Genomic DNA, 18,364 nt, shown 5'->3' on the forward strand with positions numbered 1-18,364 from the left:
AGTAACCAATGAGCCAGTTTATTGAAGTGATCGACAATGTGTTACCTGATGCACTGTGCCAGGAATTGGTTGAGCAGATTGATGTCAGTCCCAACCGCCAACCGGGGCGCACAGGCGGTGGCGTCGATACCAGTAAAAAGGTCAGTGAAGATGTATCTATTTGCACTCACACTGAATTTTCCGCGTTGCTACCTAAAGTACTGGCTCATACCACGCCGGCGCTGGTGGACTACTTCGCCAAGTATTACTTTGCCCTGATAGGGCCCATCGGTCTGACACTGAAGCATCCCCGCACCGGTGAGCCGGTGAAGCTGACCGAGGAAAACTTTGACGAGGTCGCCCGGCCGAATCTGCCAAGCCTGGTGCAGTATCTCTTTCGCATGGGCGATATCAATGCGCAGCGCTATCCCGCTGGCAAAGGAGGTTACCCCTACTGGCACTCAGAAGTATACCCGCAGGCTGAGCACAACGACGCGCTGCACCGCATTCTACTGTTTATGTATTATCTTAACGATGTCGAGCAAGGTGGGGAGACGGACTTCTACTATCAGGACCTGTCTGTACGACCAAAGCGCGGTCGCATGGTCATCGCGCCGGCCTATTTTACCCACACACACAGAGGCCAGGTGCCAGTCAGCAATGATAAATATATCCTCACATCCTGGGTTTTGTTTAATCGGGCAGAGCAGCTCTATCGGGGCCAGTAATTGCGAATAAAAAGCCCCGTATGGCGCGGGGCGTAGCAACGGAATGGATGGAACAGGCTCAGAATGTACCTACCACCCTGACATCCGGACTGACTTTGGATGCATCAATATAGCCAATCATATTCGGATTGGCGGCGATCAGCTTCAACATCTCATCATCGGATGCCACGGTTTTAGGGGGCTGAGCTTTTCCGGTGAAGACCAGCTTTGCCCAATAGGCTTTTATCTGAGAACTGTTGCGATTCAGTACCTGACCGATAAAGTCATTTTTTACTGCCACGCTGTCATCAAAATCAATCGGCACCGCCTGCTCTCCACTGGGAAAGGTTTTTGTCTTAGCCAGAAAAACCCGCTGGATCTCTTCCTGGCTGAGCGTATCGGTATTAGAGGGATGCACAATGACCGCAATCTCCGCAAAGACAGAGAATGACAGGAACATCAGAGCGAAACCGCTTACTCGTTTTAACTGTTTCATGAGCTGATCTCCTTAAAAGATAAAGTCGACGCCGACTCTGAGCTGATTCATGCTTTCTTTATTATCTGCGGTTCCCAATGCCGTGGCGGGGTTTCTGTCCCAGATATCATCGTATTTTGTGAATTCAACTTTAAGGGCGGTCGTGGCGTGAAAATCCCAGCGCACACCGATACCGGTTTCGGTATATTCAATGTACTGACTATCAAAGGCTCCCTGAATGGTGGGCTGCAACGATGCCGGAAATTGCGAGGGAATGGAGGTGTTACGCTCTGACTCAATTTCACCATAGTAAAAGTAGGGTAAGAACTCACCAAACCGGTGCCCGAGATTGACATACCATTGGTCACTTGTCAGATTCAGTGAATCGTCAATAGAGACTTCAGACTTTTCACTGTTAAACACCCAGTCACCATCATCGTAACTTAAGCCAAAACCGAAAAAGCTGCCTTTGTCTTCATTGATCCTTAACTGCTCAGTCAGAGATCCTGGTACGCCGGCCTGATTAAGCTGGGCGGCTAACCCTTCAATCGCCGGAACAGGAATGGTGACATCGGTACGTAAATAGGTGACATAGCCAGTGAAGGACTGCCAGGAGGCTTGTGTATTAAAGCCTGCTATATCCGACAATGTGCCTTTGGTCGGGTTGGTGGTAGGAAAAAAGGTTTCTTCTACACGCCCGTAAACCAGGTTCACATTCACATCAACACTGGACATTGAGAAATTGTGCAGCAGGCTGAGCCCCTCGTAAGTGGAGAAGGTCAGGCTGTACATAGTGCGTGGCGGAGAAATAAAGGGGTAGGCAAAGCCCACATCCAGATAATCCGAGTAACGATAGAAGGGAATGCGCAGGCGCCCCGCTCTTAACGTGGTGCTGTCGCTGATGTCATAACTCAGGTACGCCCATTCAAATTCTGCATCGAAGTCATCGGCGCCCCGGGCCATGATTTGCGCCGTCACTGACAAGCCCTCCCCGAGGTCAGCGGACGCCTGCAGCGCCAACTTGCTCTGTGGACGGAAACTCACGTCATCGTCATACAGGTTATTACGAAAAGGTGAATCTTCACTGACTCCGGCGACGATGGAACCGAACCCATTAAAGGTGATTTCAGCCGTGGCAGGTGCAGACAATATCAGCAAAGCAGTGGGTAACAGGTAGTGTGTTTTCATGTGCTGACTCCAGATAAAAGTGTGTTCTTATCGCGACTTAGCGGAGCATGGTCGTGAATCTAACTATATGCGAAGGTGCCAAAAGTGCAAAAATGTTAACTAAAGGTTAATTTTGGCCGACAAAGGAAAGACGTGTTGGCGTGGTGTTGGCCGGTTTTTAATAGGCATCAGGCAATAGCCGACTCAAATTGGTAACGTCATCAAGGCTACCTCAGAAACACAGCTTATTGAAAAATCGCCACAATTTCGTTGCTAGAGTGAAATTTTTCAGACTATGTTTAATGAGTCTGTATGCGTTGTCACAAAACAGGTTAAAGCATGAATGTACTCAACAAGTTGCCCATTGCCACGAAAATATTCCTGATTCCCGGGATCGCCACCGCCAGTTTTGTCATTTACCTGCTGATCACCGTTTTCACTGCCCTGGATAACAGCGCCATGCTTGCCCAGGCCCGGGAAGTGCAATTTCCTGCCTTGCAAACTTCCGCTGCGGCGTTAGTGAAAATGCAGAAACTCAGGGATACGCTCAGTAGCGCCGTGACCACCGGGGATGAGGATGCCCTTTCTAATGCGCGCAATACGGCAGCACAGGTGCGTGATGACATAGAGCAGATCAGTCAGCTCAGTGCTGACTTCCGTTCCCAGATGCGCAGTATCAGTGACGGTTTTGATGAATACTTTAAGGTCGCCTATGACATTTCTGATTCCATGATAAAAGGCACGGCGGACTTTTCTAAGCTGGGCGAGTTGTCTGAGCAGATGAATAAAACCTATGATCGCGCCACCAATGCGATGGCGGATTTCCGTGATCATCAGCAACAGGCTTTCGAAAAGGCCTTTGATGATTCAAACGACGCTAATGATGCGCTGATCAGCACCGGTATCGTGTTGGCATTGGTCACCACAGGTATTCTGTTTGCCACCGCTTACCCGATAGTCAAAGGTATCAAAACCAGCATTGTTGAGGTGGTTGGTTCGTTAAAGGATATTGCCGAGGAAGACGGTGATTTAACGGTCAGAATTAAAACCAACAGCGAGGATGAAATTGGGCAACTGGTGTTTTGGTTTAATCAGTTTATGGAAAAACTGCAAACCGTGGTCAAAGACATTGTCAACGCCAGTATGCCCCTGTCGAAACTGGCCCAAAGCTTAAACCAGCTAACCGAGGACACCAATCAAACCATCGAGGTGCAGCGCCGTGCGGCCGATGATGCCAAGCGTGAAGTAGACCGGATGAGCGGTTCTGTAGCCAATGTGGCGCAAAGTGCAGCCCAGGCTGCTGGGGCGGCCGGTGAAGCGACGGGCGCGGCCGATGATGGCCAGCGGGTCGTCAATGAAACCGTCAACAGTATCCGTCAGTTAGCCGATAATGTTCAGGCCTCAGCCGATGTGATTCAGAAACTAGAAGCGGACTCTAACAAGGTCGGCTCTGTACTGGACGTGATAAAAGGCATTGCGGAGCAAACCAACTTACTGGCCTTGAATGCGGCCATTGAGGCCGCCAGGGCGGGGGAGCAGGGGCGCGGGTTTGCGGTGGTGGCCGATGAGGTGCGTACCCTGGCCAGTCGTACGCAGCAGTCCACCGAAGAGATACAAAATACGATTGAGCAACTGCAGAACGCGGCTCGTTCGGCGGTAGGGGTGATGAAAAAGGGGACGGAGCAGGCGGACAGCAGTGTGGAAACGGCCAACACGGCCGGCAACAGCCTTAGCATGATCACCAAAACCATTAATCAAATCAGTGAGATGAACCGTCAGATTGCCGATGCTACCGATGAACAGCAATCGGTGTCGGCGAGCATTGTCAGGCATGTGGACGAAATTCATCAGCGCACTGAGCAAACCTCGTCCAGCTCCAAAGAACTCGCTTCGGTAGGGAGTGAGCTGGCAGAATTAGCCAAGAACCTTGAAGCCATCGCCAAACAGTTCCGGGTATAGGCTTACCTGCGCCCGGTATCAGCCCTCGTAAGGCTCCACTTTCACGCCCTCAAGACGGTATCCGACCGTGGCAATGTCACCTTTCCAGGGCTCAGTGGAGAGCGTACCGGTCAGCCATACGGCATCCCAGAGGTTATCAACCGGCGCACCGGCGGGAAATTTCACATGCACGATCTGATTGGGCGGCGGCGGCGGAACATGGATACAGGCCCCAAAGAACGGCACTAACAAGAATTCAGTCAGTTTTTCTTCATCCCCTTCCAAAGGCACCACAAAGCCGGGAATTTTCACGAAGCTGCCATTTAATGCTTCGACGACGGGCGCGTCCAGACTTTGCTGAGTCATGCTGTTATTGGCTTCATGATCCACCAGTTGCTCAGGCAGCTGGTAATCTTCTGGGATCAGGTCTTCCCAGAACAATTCAAGGGGCTCATCGGCCAGGGCCAGCATCGGCAAGAGTGACAGAGCAAGGATCCACTTTTTCATTTTTGGCTCTCCGCGATTGCTAATCATTGCGAGTAGAGAAAAAAGGCCAGCGAGGCTGGCCTTTGGTGACAGTCTTAGAAAGCAGGCTTATCTGGCGCATCATTAAAACGCTGCACACTCTCGGTGATTTCTTTCTTTGCAGCTACGCTGTCTTCCCAGCCCTGGATCTTGACCCATTTATTGGGTTCCAGATCTTTGTAGTGGGCAAAGAAATGTTCGATTTGGTTTTTCAGTAGCTCATCGACCTGGTCAATTTCATGGATCCCACGATAGATGGTCGACAGTTTGTCGGCAGGCACCGCTAATACCTTGGCATCTTCACCCGACTCATCGGTCATCTTCAGTACACCCACAGGGCGGCAGCGGATCACGCAGCCTGGCAACAATGGGAAAGGCGTCATGACTAACACATCTACCGGATCGCCGTCATCGGACAAGGTGTGCGGTACATAGCCATAGTTAGTCGGATAGTGCATGCAGGATGACATAAAACGGTCCACGAAAATGGCCCCCGAGTCTTTATCCACTTCGTACTTAACCGGGTCAGAGTGGGCCGGAATTTCGATGATTACGTTTATTTCATCGGGCAAATTCTTGCCAGAAGGCACATCATTAAGGCTCATTAAAAGTTCCTTGTAAGTTTAATAACGGGAAATGCGGGGGATTATACGGTTTTTGACCACAAATGGCATCCTGCCATGGTCGATAAAGACATCGCCGGGGATCTGTTCCCGACAACCCCGGCATACCGTCCATCCCTGGACATAAAAAAGGCCGCTGTAAGCGGCCTTGTGGTGCTCTGGTGTTATATCAGGCTGATGCAACCCAGTCTTTGATTTTCCGCTCAAGCAGCGGCAAAGGCAGAGGGCCATCCAGCAAAATCAGGTTATGGAAGGTCTTGATATCGAAGCGATCACCAAGTTGCGCTTCTGCATAGTCGCGCAGCTCCTGAATCTTCAGCTGGCCGGTTTTATAGGACAGTGCCTGTCCGGGCATAATCATGTAGCGTTCGATTTCAGCTTCCACATCACTTCTGGGCATCGCAGAGTTGCTTAGCATATACTCAATGGCCTTCTCGCGCGTCCAGCCTTTGGCATGCAGCCCGGTGTCGACAACCAGACGCATGGCACGAAAGAGCTCTGCGCTCAATTTACCGTAATACTGATAAGGATCGGTGAAAAAGCCCAACTCTTTACCCAGACTCTCAGCATACAATGCCCAACCTTCCGCGTAGGCGGTGTAAAAGTTCTGGGTACGGATTTTCGGCAGATTATCGATTTCCTGTTGCAGACTGATCTGGAAATGATGTCCCGGTGATGCCTCATGTATCGACAAGGTCTCTACGCCATACTTAGGCTGAGCCTTGAGGTTGTAGGTATTGGCAAAGAAAATTCCCGGTCTGGAGCCGTCTTTGGCTGGCGGGATATAGGAGGCGCCCGGTGCTGATTTGGCCTGTGCCGGTGGATAGGGTTGAACCATATAATCCGCTTTAGGGATTTTACTGAACAGCTTTTCCAGTCTCGGTGCCATGCGGGATTTGACCGACTCATACGCGGCGAGAACCGCCTCCTCTGAGTCGAAGTAAAATTGAGGATCGGTTTTCAAAAAGGTAAAAAAGTCCTCAAGACTGCCTTCAAAACCTGTTTGCCTGGCCACACCTCTCATTTCTTCATGGATGCGTTTGACTTCATCCAGGCCCGTTTGATGAATACTCTGTGCAGTGAGATCGAGTGTGGTATTAGCTTTAATGGCAAATTCATACCAGGCTTTGCCATTGGGTAAGCCGCCATAGCCGTGAGAGGTTCTCGCCGCCGGTAAATACTCGTTTTCCAAAAAGTGATGCAGTCGCGCAAACGCCGGAGTCAGACGCTCTCCTACCAATTCTGAATAGGATTGGTGCAGACGCTCGTAGTCCGCCTTGTCCATGGTTTCTTTGGCTTTTGTAAGCGGGGTAAATAAATCACTCTGGGTCGGCTCTTCGTGTATCAGTGCGGCGATCTGTGGCAGCATAGATTCCACCACCGGACGCGGCTGGACTACCCCCTGCTCTATCCCTTTGCGCATATTGATCACTGCTTGATCAAGCCAGACCACAAAGCCGTCAGCCCGCTGCAGGAAGTTGTCGAAATCCTGCACGGTATTAAATGGCTGTGCGCTGACCCCGCCACCTAACTGCATAAAGAAGTTATGGGGGCTGAAAATAAATTGGTTAAGGGGCAACAGTTCAACCGGAAAAGCGCGCGCCTGAACCTGCTGTTCTAGGTTTTCTTTGAATATTTCATAGGTATACAGGTCCTGTCCTTTAAGCGCTGAACGGTCTATCTGTTGCAGTGCTGCCAGATACTTGTCAGTAATGGCATGACCTTCGTCGATAAACTCAGGAGACAAACTGTTGGGCCACAAATGGTTGAAACGGTTATCCCCCTGGAATAACGCATTAATCGGTGAACGTGGCAGCGTCTCTTCGATGTAGTGATCGGTCAGCGCAACCAGTCTTGCATCGGCGCTTTGTGCGCTTTGCATGACGTCCTGCAACCTGGGATCGACGGACACCTGCTGTGCCGTGTTGCTGCAAGCCTGCAAAAGACTTGCGGAAAGGGCCAGTGCGATAAGTGACTTTTTCATGGGCAGTGCTCTTTAACTAATAATTGTGTCAGTAGCCTACCAGAGCTGCACAGATAACGAAGCAGAATAAGTGTTAGCGAATATGACAATGCCCCTCAGTGGCCCCGCACGTCAGTCAGTCGAGCGTTGCAGGCAAACTGTCCAGCAGTAACTGCATAAAGCTGTTGGCTGAAATGCGGGCATTATGTTGGATTTCTTCCAATGAGGCAGCATCAGCCACTTCATAGGTGATCGAAGGGATTTGATACTGATTGTAAAAAAAGGTTTTGGCGTTCGTTGCTGAGTGATTATGCCCAGCTTTGATGCTGATGTTTTGTGGCAATCCACTTTGGTGCATGAGTTTTATCCAGCGCTGGGCAAATGCGGGGATCGCACTTGGCAGGCTGGCGGGTTGAACATAAAAGATGTCTTTTCTGGTGGAGTGAAAATCGAGCATGACCGCCAAATCAGTATGCTGCAGGTGGCGCTGAATATCCTCAAAGGTTGCCAGCGTTTCTGGTTGTGAAAACGGTCCCCAATCTCTGTTGATATCCTCGCCGTTGGCGTTCAGACGCCAATGCCCGTTCGCAACCCCATCCGGGTTCAGATAAGGATAAATAAATACAGAGAAACGATTGCGAAACTGTTGTGCCAGTTTTGTGTCGCTTAGCAATGTGCTGGTAAAGTACTTCAAGCCAATTGCGCCGGTTACCTCTGGCGGGTGAGCGCGTCCCAGCAATACCACGAGGGGATTGGACTTGTCAGATTGAATGGACGCGCCGTGAAGTTTGCGCCCTTCCACGGACGTTCCATAATGATAAACCTGCACCGCATTGTGTTCAGATAGTTGGGTAAACCATCTCTGATACCAGGCGCTGGTGATGACATCTTGCGCTGCGATCCATTGCTGACCGGGTTCAAGTTTAAGTTGCAAAACCAGTTTTGTTTCACTCTCATTCAGCTGCCATTGAGATGCAGGTAGGGACTGCCAATGTATAAAGTCATGGCTGTATTTCGGCCAGTATCGGTGCTTACTGTGCGAGTAGTTGAGGTGGATGCGGATGTGGCTACGGGTGTCCGAATGCACTTTGAATGCATACCATGGGCTTGGGTTAATGGGGATACTTTCAGGTGAGATAGTCAGTTCAAACAGGCCTTTTCCGACGCTGTCACAGTGGGCAAAGGCGCCTCCTTCGAACGCCTGCGTGATTGTCACGCCGTTGCCAGTGCATGCGCTCCCTGCTGTCTGTGCAGAAACTAACCAGGAGATACTGCACAGACAAAAGGAGACGAATGTTAGCCGCTTACTCTTTAGCATAGAAAGACTGGTAGCTCTGCCAGGCAGCCTGCTGTAGCTTCATCGAGGTCTCGCTGTTCAGTCCGGCAGTATATGCAAGACCTTGTGGCGATTGCTGATAGAAGGCCGCGTAGAATACGCAGGCAGCCAGATAGGTGCCGGCCAGGGAAGGGTGCTTCAGTTCCTCTTTATATATTTCTGTGCCGGCTTCGGTGAATCCCTCCACATCAGCGTGATATAGCTCAATCTCAGGGTGTTGTTGATTAACCTGATCAAAGGCTAGACCCACTGGAACGACAAGTGCATCCAGATGATTCCCCAGGCTTACATAGCTGCTGTGCAGGGCCTGAGTCATCTCCGCATGATTTTTATAAGGCCAGGTCATAAATAGCACCGGTTCAGCGTCATGTTCCCTGATTATTTTTGCCAGAGCCTTGGCACCCTGAACAAACCTCTTGTAGCGTTTTTTTGTCACAGACTCATTCGAGTGCCCCTGAATGACCACCACATCCCAGGCCTTTCCCTGTGGTTGGTTAGCCAGGTAGGGCATGCCAGCGACATGTTCGTACAATTTACCCCCTGACAGGGTTTTAAGGCGGTAACGGTTTGTGCCTTTTTGCCACTTTCCTGCGGCACGAATCAGGTTGCTGACATGATTATGCAGCCCCCCATTGAAGTAACTAAAGCTGTTACCTACAAACAGTACTTTTTGTGGCGTTGTCGTAGGAACGAGCTCAGGCTTTTCGATATCCCCGGCATTCACAGAGGCAGAAAAAAGGCTGATAAACAGCAGAAACAATAAACTTATTTTATGCATTGGGGTTTATCCTATTAACAACATGGGTGCCCACCACACCGCCACGATAGACAGCAGCACCATACCTAAAATATTCAGCAGTACTCCGCAGCGAATCATCTGTGGAATGGTGAGCATGCCCGAGGCAAAAACAATGGCATTGGGCGGTGTCGCTACGGGCAGCATAAACGCACAACTGGCGGCTAATGTAACGGGAACGGTCAGTAAAAGCGGTGAGATATCCATTTGCATGGCAATTGCTGCCACAACAGGCAACAAGGTCGCTGCTGTTGCCAGATTACTGGTCAGCTCCGTCAGGAAAATAACCAGAGCCGTGGCCCCAATGATTAAAGCGGCGATGCCAAAGATAGAAAGCGGTTGTAATGACTCACCCAAAAAGGTCGCTAATCCTGAATTGGATACGGCAGCGGCCAGACTCAAGCCCCCACCAAACAGAATCAGCACGCCCCAGGGAACGCGGCTGGCATCATGCCAGTTGAGCAGGCGCGTGACGCCATCCTTATCACTGGGGATTAAAAACAGCAGTAGTGCTGCAAACATAGCAATACCGGCATCGGTTACGCCCTCAAGATCCAACCACTCAGTTAATGGTCGACGCATAATCCACGAAGTGATCACCAATACAAATACCACGGCAACACGTTTCTCTGCTGCACTCATCGAGCCAAGCTCTTGTCGCAGCTTGTTCAGGTGTGCATCCACCGCCGGGTTTGCTGCAATATCGACCTTGTAAACCACCCTTGTCAGGACCAACCATGCTAATGGCAGCATGATGAAACTCACCGGTAAACCCACTTTCATCCAGGTGATGAAGTCGATTTTCATGTCATAGTTTTCAGATAAAAATGCGGCCAGCAGCGCATTGGGCGGTGTGCCGATGAGGGTAGATAATCCGCCGATCGTGGCGGCATACGCGAGTCCCAGTAACAGCGCTGTTTGGAAGTGTTTTATCTGTGTTTCAGAAGCTGCCGACAGATTATCGGCAATCACTTTTGCCACTGACAGCGCAATAGGCAGTAACATCAGGGTAGTAGAGGTGTTACTCATCCACATAGACAGAAACGCCGCGACCAGCATGAAGCCAGCGATAAGGCGTCGCCCTTCAGTGCCAGTCACTGCCAGCAGATTGAGAGCTATTCGCTTATGTAAGTTCCATTTTTCTACTGAAATAGCCAGTAAAAAAGCACCTAAAAACAGATAGATAATCGGATTTGCAAAGGGTGCTGCAGCCTCTTCAAAACTTGCGATGCCGAGGATATCGAACATGGCAAGTGGCACCAGAGCGGTAGCTGGTACGGGAATGGCTTCTGACGCCCACCAAATTGCCATCCATATACCTACAGCAGCGGTTCGCCAGGCTGCATCGGGCATCGCAGTTTGCGATGCTGCGAACAGCATCATGATGGCAAAAGCCAGAGGGCCGAGCACCAATCCGATGTCCTGATAGCGCCCGCGACTCGCGGCATCACCGGATTTGGTCTGATTCTTTTCTTTTGTCATAGTGTTCAACTTCATTAAATAAAAAGAGAAAAGCAGGCGACCCACTTTTCTCTTTCATTGACTCAAGGTTAGAAATACGCTTTTACATCAACGTAGTAATTACGGCCATAGTCACGATGTGCATCAGAGAAGAAGCCAAAGTAATCATCGGCAAGTGGCGCGCGCTCATCGGTCAGATTTTTAACCCCCAGGCGTACCCGGGTGCGCACATCACTTACGTCAAAGCGATAATCAACCATAGCATCATAAGTCGTCATCGCTGGAATGATGTAACGTGTGCCATCGTCCAGGGTTAAGTGACTTTGATAGAAGCTACCGATACGATTCCCGGAAATGGCCGCTCCCCAGGCATCTTTGCGCCATGAGAGCTTGAACGTATGACGTTGTTTCTGATTTCCGTCTTTACCTATTAAATCAGCAAAGCCGTCTACCGGGAAGCTCTCAGGAAGAATACCCTGCTCTTTGGCGTTGACCAGTACGGCTGCATCACCGCCGGCTTCTTGCTCAAACTTATCCAGAATTGATGCATTGTAGCGAAAATCTAAACGACCAAAATCAAAGGTTTCCTCGTAATACACACCGATATCAAAACCTTGTACGGTGCGCTTATCAAGATTCGCATAGGTATCGTTGATAAAGCGGATGTCACCGGCTGGACATATTCCGGCTGCCGCATAAATAGCAGCCTGATCGTCGGTCGCTTCAACACGATCTACCGCAGGGTTCGTATTGCAACTATTTACATCTCCTTGTAACCGGTAAACCAGATCAAGCAGCGTGTGGTTTTCTTCACCCAACAGGCCAATGGTGTTGTTTTTCTCTATGGACCAGTAGTCCAGAGTCAGCGTCAGGCTGTCGGTTGGCGTCAGTACCAGGCCAACAGACGTATTGGTTGAATCTTCCGGTTTAAGATCCTGACTGCCTTCAGCACTGCGCTGAGTGGAGTTACGACAATCCAGCACATCCTGCTCAGGATCACCGCCATTTTCTGCGGCATACACACAAGTCCAGTCGGTACGGGTGTTGCTACGGGCTACAAACTCTTCATTAATGGTCACCAGATTTGGCGCCCGGAAAGCTTCTGACCAGGAGCCTCTCACCAGGATTGCGTCGTTGGGTCGCCAGCCAAAGGCGAGCTTACCTACGGTGGTGTTACCCACATCAGAGAAGTCCTCGTAACGCAATGCGGCCTGCACGTCCAGATTCTTTAGAACCGGTAACTGAAGTTCCGTGAACAATGCGGTTACCTTGCGCGAGCCGCTGTTATCGGGGGTCGGGCTGGAGTTCGCTATGTCAGACACAAAGGGATAGGTATCCCCCTCCCAGTCGGTAAAGCGAATCGTGCCATCCAGGCGCGGGTCACGGTCATCATCAAAGGTCTCGCGACGATAATCTACCCCCACCAACAATCCAGCATCTCCGCCTGGCAGTTCAAACATAGCCGGGTGAAAGGCCTTGATGTCAAAGGTCGTCAAAGTGGTTTCGTTGTCACGACGAACATCCACCAGTGCACGTTCAATGTTACTGTTTACGCCCGCACTGAAGGGGTTATAGGCTGCTTCCGTGGAGTCAAACAAGGCCTCCTGCATCAAGGTGTTGGAGACACGATTGTGAGTGACATCCGACTTGGTCGCCTTTGAATAAGCAATGGCTGACTCCCATTCCCAATCGCCCACATAACCCCGGAGTCCTTGCAACAGGCGATAGGTGGTGCCTTCGTTATCGACAATGCGCGGTAATTCCGCGAAGCGATAGTTGTCCAGTCTGAATTCTAATCCTTCACACGGCACATCCGGAATCAGTTCCTCAGAAAGACGATAGGGAGAACCGCATGGCCCAAACGGGTTGTAGTAGTTTTGGGCACCGACACGCAGCTCAGAGGTGGAAAACTGCGCTGAAGCATGGCGGATAAGATTAGAGCTGAAGTTGTAATAGGATGCTTCGGTAAACGACTCCATACCGTTATCAAAGGCATGGTTAACGAACACAAACATATTTTGACGCTCTAAGTCAGATACCAGGTCGCGTCCGATTCCGGCATGGCCGTTAAAGTTGTGCCGGATGACACCCTGGCCATCGATTGCTCCGCAAAGATACTGGTTGATAGTGTACTGACAACGTTCATCGCCAATAGGATAGGTCTCAAATTCGCCACTACTATCGGTAAACACGTCTCTCAGACCCACATCACGGGCGCTCGCCCCTTGCAGGTCAAACTGACCGTAGAGTGAGTTGGCGGAATCGTTGCGAAAATTGGTGTCACCTGCCCACGGGGAATCCTCAGGAAGGCGGTCGCGGAAATCTGAATTTGACCAACGCGGATCATGGGTAGAGTTCACCCGGCCACGATCATAATAGCTGCCAAAGACACTGACATTGGTGCGGCCGTCATTGAAATCTTTACCCCATTCCAGCGTCAGCTGTTTGTCATTACGGGGGAGGTTTTCATAGTCTTTGTAACGCAAGCCGACATTTAAACCGACAAAGTCAGTTTTCAGGACATTATTCACAACGCCGGCTACCGCGTCGGCACCGTAGATAGCTGAGGCGCCATCGCGCAGAACTTCCAGTCGCTGTAAACCACCGACAGGAATGGTGTTGGAATTAACCGAATTCACTGGTACAAAACTGCCGCCGACTTCTTCTGTTTGATAGGAGGCAGAGTTCACCATTCTTCGGCCGTTAAGCAGTACCAGGGTATTGCCGGTACCCAAATTGCGTAAATTGAACGCGCCGACATCACCGCGCGCGGCATTTACACCACCGCCGATGTTGCCTGCTTCATTGAAAAAGTTTTGCCCATTTTCCGGAATCAAATCGAGTAATTCATCACCCGACTCAATGCCAAGTTCGGCAATGTCATCCGCATCAAACACAGATACTGCCAGGGCTTCGCTGACTTTACCTCCGCGAATTTGTGAACCGACGACAGCGACGCGCTCTACATCTTCTGCTTCAGCAGTCTCGGTACTTTGTTCCTGTGCATTGAGGTTCAGGGCCGTAAGCCCGGCAACAAGCGTGAGTGGGAGAGTAAAAAAACTGACTTTGCGATTTCGGATCGCTTGGGTAATTGGGTTTAACATTGACCGTGCTCCATATGATAATTCGATGTTTTTTCTTGTTATCAATATGTAAACGCACGACAGCGCAACTTCCCCTACTCGTAAATGAATTATTTTTGTAACTGATTTCGCTTATATGGAGCAGGCTGACGATCTTTATCCAATCCAACTCACTGCTGAAGGTCCTGAAGCCGGTGTGTGTTGTTTACTTAGTCCACCGGTGCAGTGCATCCTGCACTCTTTTCGGATCTTTACAAAAAGTTAACAACCAGGCCAAGTATCACTAAAGCAATGGCGATATAGCTGAGGGAGGCATAATAGCGTGAACCGTTTTTATGATTCGTCAGTCCGGATGCTTTTGATTTAGAGACGGAGGTATCATGTCTGATAGATGACCTGGCCCAAACCGTCGACACTTCCTCAAAAGCCCATCTGTGATTAGGGTCGTCATCAAGCCAGTGTGCAAACTCAGTCTTTTGCTGATCACTCATTTCACCGGAATCGAGTTTAGTCAGCCAGACAATGGCCTCGTCTATAATCTCTTCAGGGATGCCATAACCAACCCATTCATCAATAGACATGGCCATTATCCGCGTTGCGAGCGCTTATAATTAGAATCAATTTTGGTTGGGCGGCGAAATGCCTCCAAACACGCCCGCATGCCTTTGGCGATATGATTCTCGACCGTTTTCTGAGATATATTCATGGTTTCTGCAATTTCTTTATGAGAATAACCATGCAGTTTTCTCAGCACAAAGACTTGTCGGCAAACGGGCGGAAGTGTGGCAATAACCTGATGCAGTTGCTGGTGCTGTTGATCTTCCTTTAATGCCTGATATCCCTCGTTATTACCCTCAATCACCTGAATTTGCTCAGTTTTTTGATCCAGGAACTTCTGTGCCACATTCTTATTTCTGATACGGGTAATGGCCAGGTTTCTGGCGCTGCGATAAAGGTAGCCCTGAGGATTGTCCAGATTTTCCTTTTTCAGTGTTTCAAACAGCTTTAAATAGGATTCCTGAATGACTTCTTCCGACTCTGCGGGGGACAACATCTGGCAAAGTGCACGTTTGAGTTTGTCATGTGTCTTTTCCACCAATTGTTCAAACCAGCCTGGTCCATAGTTTTCGGAGTGGGTTTGATTTTGCATCGTGGGCCACATTTCACTCTGGTTATTAGGGTGGCGAATCTTGCACCAAGACTGCGACTCGGATCAAGTCCATGTTTTCTGTTATCTGCGACATGAGTTTGTACTGATACTTTTGTAATGTCAAAGCGTGCCGGCTACTGGCAGAATAGTGGACGCCCCCCTCCCTCCTGAACGGCCATTGTTCTATTTTTCATCAATCAGTTGCTGACAGATCTCAATATGGCGTTTATAGTGAGTTTTGCGTAATGCAAAAAATCTAAATAAAACAACGGGGTAAATCCGCGTTTTATAAGTTGTAGTGGTGATGCCCCGAATAGCAACAACTGGCCAGAACCGACATCTATGTTGGTGAATTGGCACTGTTGCACTGATCAATTGTTGGGGAAACTATGACTGAACTACATTATCTGCCACCGCTTTTCGGCCTGGTAGGGCTGATACTCGCGTTCGTAATTTATGCCTTGATTAAACGTATTCCGGTAACCAATAAAACCATCGATGTGATCGCCGATCGTATTCATCTCGGTGCGATGGTGTTTATGCACCGTGAATACAAGATGCTGTTCATTTTCTCGCTGGTGCTGGGGATCTTTTTGTATTTCTCCCTGGGTGCCAACACCACACTGGCTTTTGCCGTAGGCGCAATCAGCTCCGCCGCTGCCGGTTATATCGGTATGTTTACCGCCACCAAAGCCAATGTGCGTACTACTCAGGCGGCCCATGACAAAGGTGCGGCATCTGCGCTGTCTGTGGCCTTCATGGGCGGTTCGGTGATGGGCTTATGTGTGGCCGCAATGGGCTTGCTCGGATTAGGCATGCTGTATTGGTATTTTGGTGATGACCCGGCCACTGCCCATGTGATTCACGGTTTCGGTATGGGCGCATCCAGTGTGGCCTTGTTCTCTCGTGTAGGTGGGGGAATCTTTACCAAGAGTGCCGATGTGGGTGCCGACCTGGTGGGTAAAATAGAGGCCGGAATCCCTGAAGATGACCCACGTAACCCTGGTGTTATCGCCGATAACGTCGGCGATAATGTGGGCGATGTGGCCGGTATGGGCTCGGATATTTTTGAGTCTTATTGCGGTTCGATGATCGCCACCATTGCCATTGCTTCGACGCTGGTGATGAGTGATTTAGGCAGTCGCGAAACACTCATGTTTTTGCCACTGGGATTGGCCTCCACAGGTTTAATCTGCTCTGTGCTGGGCATTTTGCTGGTTAATCTGATGTCCTCCAACAAGCCCGAAGTGGCATTGCGAGCAGGTACCATAGGTGCAGCCGTGTTGTTTGTCATTGCCGCCTGGTTTGTGATTCAGCAGGCCGGTATTCATGCCAATGTCTGGTGGTCTGTGGTGGCCGGTGCCGTGGGCGGTATTATTATCGGCCTGGTTACCGAGTATTACACCGCGGGTGCACCCATCAGAAAAATTGCCAAATCCGGTGAAACGGGTCCGGCGACCGTAATGATAACGGGCTTGTCTGTGGGAATGCAGTCAGTGGTGATTCCGGTGCTGACTTTGTGCGCCATTATCTACATTTCTACCAGTTTATCCGGACTTTATGGTGTGGGTATTGCCGCAGTGGGGATGCTCGCTACGGTGGGTATTACCATGGCGATCGACGCTTACGGCCCCGTGGCCGACAACGCCGGCGGTATCGCCGAGATGGGTGGCCTCGGAAAAGAGACCCGGGAAATTACCGATTCGCTGGATGAGCTTGGAAATACCACGGCGGCTATCGGTAAGGGTTTTGCTATCGGCGCAGCGGCACTGGCGGCACTGGCGATTATTGCCGCCTTTGTGGAGACCATGACGGTCAAGTATCCCAACTTTACCTTGCACCTTGGCGATCCCATGGTACTGACGGGCCTGTTTATCGGTGGTGTACTGCCGTTTCTGATTGCTTCGATCACCATGACCGCAGTGGGTGATGCTGCGTTTGAGATGATTCAGGAAATTCGACGTCAGTTTAAGGAAATTACCGGTCTGATGGAGGGTACCGCAGAACCGGATACGGCGCGCTGCGTGGATATCGCCACCAAAGCCGCACTCAAGAAGATGATTCTGCCCGGGGTGCTGGCCGTGGCGGTTCCCCCGTTAGTGGGCTTTGTTATTGGTCCTCATGCACTGGGTGGCATGCTGGGTGGTGCACTGCTGGGCTGCGTGTTGCTGGCGTTGATGATGGCAAACTCCGGTGGCGCCTGGGACAATGCGAAAAAGTATGTAGAAAAGGGTAACTTTGGCGGTAAAGGTTCAGATGTGCACGCCGCAGCGGTGGTAGGCGACACCGTCGGTGATCCCTTTAAAGACACTTCCGGGCCGTCCATGAACATTTTGATCAATGTCATGGCCATTGTCAGTCTGGTTATCGCGCCGCTGTTGTAGCATCAGCGACCAATTTTCAGCTACCAGCTCTCAGTTTTCCTGATAGCTGGTAGCTGATAACGTTTTTACCCGGCATGCTGTTTGAGCAGCTTGACCATTTCTGGTTCATTGTTCAGCTTCGCCAGATCGATCAGATAACCCACTTCTAACTCATTCAGCGTTTTGTTCCCCAGTGTTTGTCTGAGGCTCTCAAGGTCACCGTTGACGATAATGGTCTTCAGACCTGACATTTCATTAATGCCAGTAATCTTTTCTGAGGATGTTGACATAATTCTACTCCAATATTTGTGTTGCCCGATAGTCGCTGCCGCTTCGCGGTATGACAACCACGGTGCAATGTGCTTAAAAACCAACGGGCTCTGTATCAAACATAGTGGTGAACATCGCTACTTTAAAGCGCCAGACTGCAAACTCCATCATTTACTGTTTATCTATACAGTATCTGTGGTATGGTATTGATCGCTTTCCAACACAGGAGATTGTTATGGCGATCATTACGCGCTATGTGGTTGAACACAAAGGGGTAGAGAAGCTGGTGACAACAGATAAAAAAGAAGCCGACCGCTACGATAAGATGTTGGATGTGGCGGATAATCTGGCCGATTATATCCAGGCTAAAGGTGTGGAGCTGGACGAAGCTTTGCTGGAAGAACTGTCTATTCTGTTGTCACAGAATAAAGACGGTGTGGCTAAGTTATTTAAAGGCACCGATGCCAAAACATTGCTTGAACAGGAAAAGGCTGAAGTCGTTAAACTGGAGAAAAAACAGGCCTGAGC

General features: G+C 50.2%; 16 protein-coding genes. 4 read left to right on the top strand and 12 right to left on the bottom strand.

What is annotated here, in order from left to right; all coding sequences use genetic code 11:
• The first annotated feature begins 8 nt into the window (after positions 1 to 8).
• The gene (locus tag CCY32_RS05275) at positions 9 to 707 is read left to right on the top strand and encodes a 2OG-Fe(II) oxygenase (RefSeq protein WP_088329544.1); all 699 of its coding nucleotides are present in this window, start codon (positions 9 to 11) and stop codon (positions 705 to 707) included.
• Between the two features lie 58 nt (positions 708 to 765).
• On the opposite strand, the gene CCY32_RS05280 is transcribed toward CCY32_RS05275, so the two are convergent.
• Both CCY32_RS05280 and CCY32_RS05285 read right to left on the bottom strand, forming a co-directional pair.
• Positions 766 to 1,182 carry a phosphate ABC transporter substrate-binding protein gene (locus CCY32_RS05280; protein ID WP_088329545.1) on the bottom strand — a complete coding sequence of 139 codons (417 nt, stop codon included), beginning with the start codon at positions 1,180 to 1,182 and terminating at the stop codon, positions 766 to 768.
• Positions 1,183 to 1,194: 12 nt separating this feature from the next.
• Entirely contained in the window at positions 1,195 to 2,349 is a 1,155-nt protein-coding gene (locus tag CCY32_RS05285) for a porin (protein ID WP_088329546.1), read from the bottom strand.
• A 318-nt stretch (positions 2,350 to 2,667) separates the two neighbouring features.
• Here CCY32_RS05285 and CCY32_RS05290 point away from each other — a divergent pair, with 318 nt between their 5' ends.
• Complete coding sequence (locus CCY32_RS05290; RefSeq protein WP_088329547.1) at positions 2,668 to 4,287, top strand: methyl-accepting chemotaxis protein; 1,620 nt, start codon at positions 2,668 to 2,670, stop codon at positions 4,285 to 4,287.
• A gap of 18 nt (positions 4,288 to 4,305) precedes the next feature.
• Here the strand turns inward: CCY32_RS05290 and CCY32_RS05295 are convergent, their stop codons facing one another.
• From CCY32_RS05295 to CCY32_RS05335, 9 genes are all read right to left on the bottom strand, one after another.
• Entirely contained in the window at positions 4,306 to 4,773 is a 468-nt protein-coding gene (locus tag CCY32_RS05295; RefSeq protein WP_088329548.1) for a DUF3299 domain-containing protein, read from the bottom strand.
• 74 nt (positions 4,774 to 4,847) lie between these two features.
• Positions 4,848 to 5,396 (bottom strand): inorganic diphosphatase, encoded by a 549-nt coding sequence (gene ppa / locus CCY32_RS05300; protein WP_088329549.1) that lies wholly within the window; start codon positions 5,394 to 5,396, stop codon positions 4,848 to 4,850.
• 187 nt (positions 5,397 to 5,583) lie between these two features.
• On the bottom strand, positions 5,584 to 7,398 hold the full coding sequence (locus CCY32_RS05305) for a DUF885 domain-containing protein (RefSeq protein ID WP_088329550.1): 1,815 nt from the start codon (positions 7,396 to 7,398) through the stop codon (positions 5,584 to 5,586).
• Between the two features lie 115 nt (positions 7,399 to 7,513).
• The gene (locus tag CCY32_RS05310) at positions 7,514 to 8,593 is read right to left on the bottom strand and encodes a M14 family metallopeptidase (protein ID WP_168171429.1); all 1,080 of its coding nucleotides are present in this window, start codon (positions 8,591 to 8,593) and stop codon (positions 7,514 to 7,516) included.
• A gap of 88 nt (positions 8,594 to 8,681) precedes the next feature.
• Positions 8,682 to 9,491, bottom strand: coding sequence for a hypothetical protein (locus CCY32_RS05315; protein WP_088329552.1), 810 nt, complete (start codon positions 9,489 to 9,491; stop codon positions 8,682 to 8,684).
• Between the two features lie 6 nt (positions 9,492 to 9,497).
• Complete coding sequence (locus tag CCY32_RS05320; protein WP_088329553.1) at positions 9,498 to 10,991, bottom strand: DASS family sodium-coupled anion symporter; 1,494 nt, start codon at positions 10,989 to 10,991, stop codon at positions 9,498 to 9,500.
• Between the two features lie 68 nt (positions 10,992 to 11,059).
• Positions 11,060 to 14,074 carry a TonB-dependent receptor gene (locus CCY32_RS05325; RefSeq protein WP_088329554.1) on the bottom strand — a complete coding sequence of 1,005 codons (3,015 nt, stop codon included), beginning with the start codon at positions 14,072 to 14,074 and terminating at the stop codon, positions 11,060 to 11,062.
• Between the two features lie 230 nt (positions 14,075 to 14,304).
• Positions 14,305 to 14,634 (bottom strand): FecR/PupR family sigma factor regulator, encoded by a 330-nt coding sequence (locus tag CCY32_RS05330; protein ID WP_168171430.1) that lies wholly within the window; start codon positions 14,632 to 14,634, stop codon positions 14,305 to 14,307.
• A 5-nt stretch (positions 14,635 to 14,639) separates the two neighbouring features.
• Positions 14,640 to 15,203: a sigma-70 family RNA polymerase sigma factor gene (locus CCY32_RS05335; RefSeq protein WP_168171431.1), complete on the bottom strand. Its 564-nt coding sequence runs from the start codon at positions 15,201 to 15,203 to the stop codon at positions 14,640 to 14,642.
• Between the two features lie 389 nt (positions 15,204 to 15,592).
• Between CCY32_RS05335 and CCY32_RS05340 the strand changes: the two genes are divergently transcribed.
• Positions 15,593 to 17,587: a sodium-translocating pyrophosphatase gene (locus CCY32_RS05340; protein WP_088329557.1), complete on the top strand. Its 1,995-nt coding sequence runs from the start codon at positions 15,593 to 15,595 to the stop codon at positions 17,585 to 17,587.
• Positions 17,588 to 17,652: 65 nt separating this feature from the next.
• Here CCY32_RS05340 and CCY32_RS05345 read toward each other — a convergent pair whose 3' ends face one another.
• Positions 17,653 to 17,856 carry a hypothetical protein gene (locus CCY32_RS05345; RefSeq protein WP_088329558.1) on the bottom strand — a complete coding sequence of 68 codons (204 nt, stop codon included), beginning with the start codon at positions 17,854 to 17,856 and terminating at the stop codon, positions 17,653 to 17,655.
• A 215-nt stretch (positions 17,857 to 18,071) separates the two neighbouring features.
• On the opposite strand from CCY32_RS05345, the gene CCY32_RS05350 reads away from it, so the two are divergent.
• Entirely contained in the window at positions 18,072 to 18,362 is a 291-nt protein-coding gene (locus CCY32_RS05350) for a YebG family protein (protein WP_088329559.1), read from the top strand.
• The last annotated feature ends 2 nt before the right edge of the window (positions 18,363 to 18,364 follow it).

It is taken from the genome of Lacimicrobium sp. SS2-24, assembly GCF_002201535.1.
GTDB lineage: Bacteria > Pseudomonadota > Gammaproteobacteria > Enterobacterales > Alteromonadaceae > Lacimicrobium.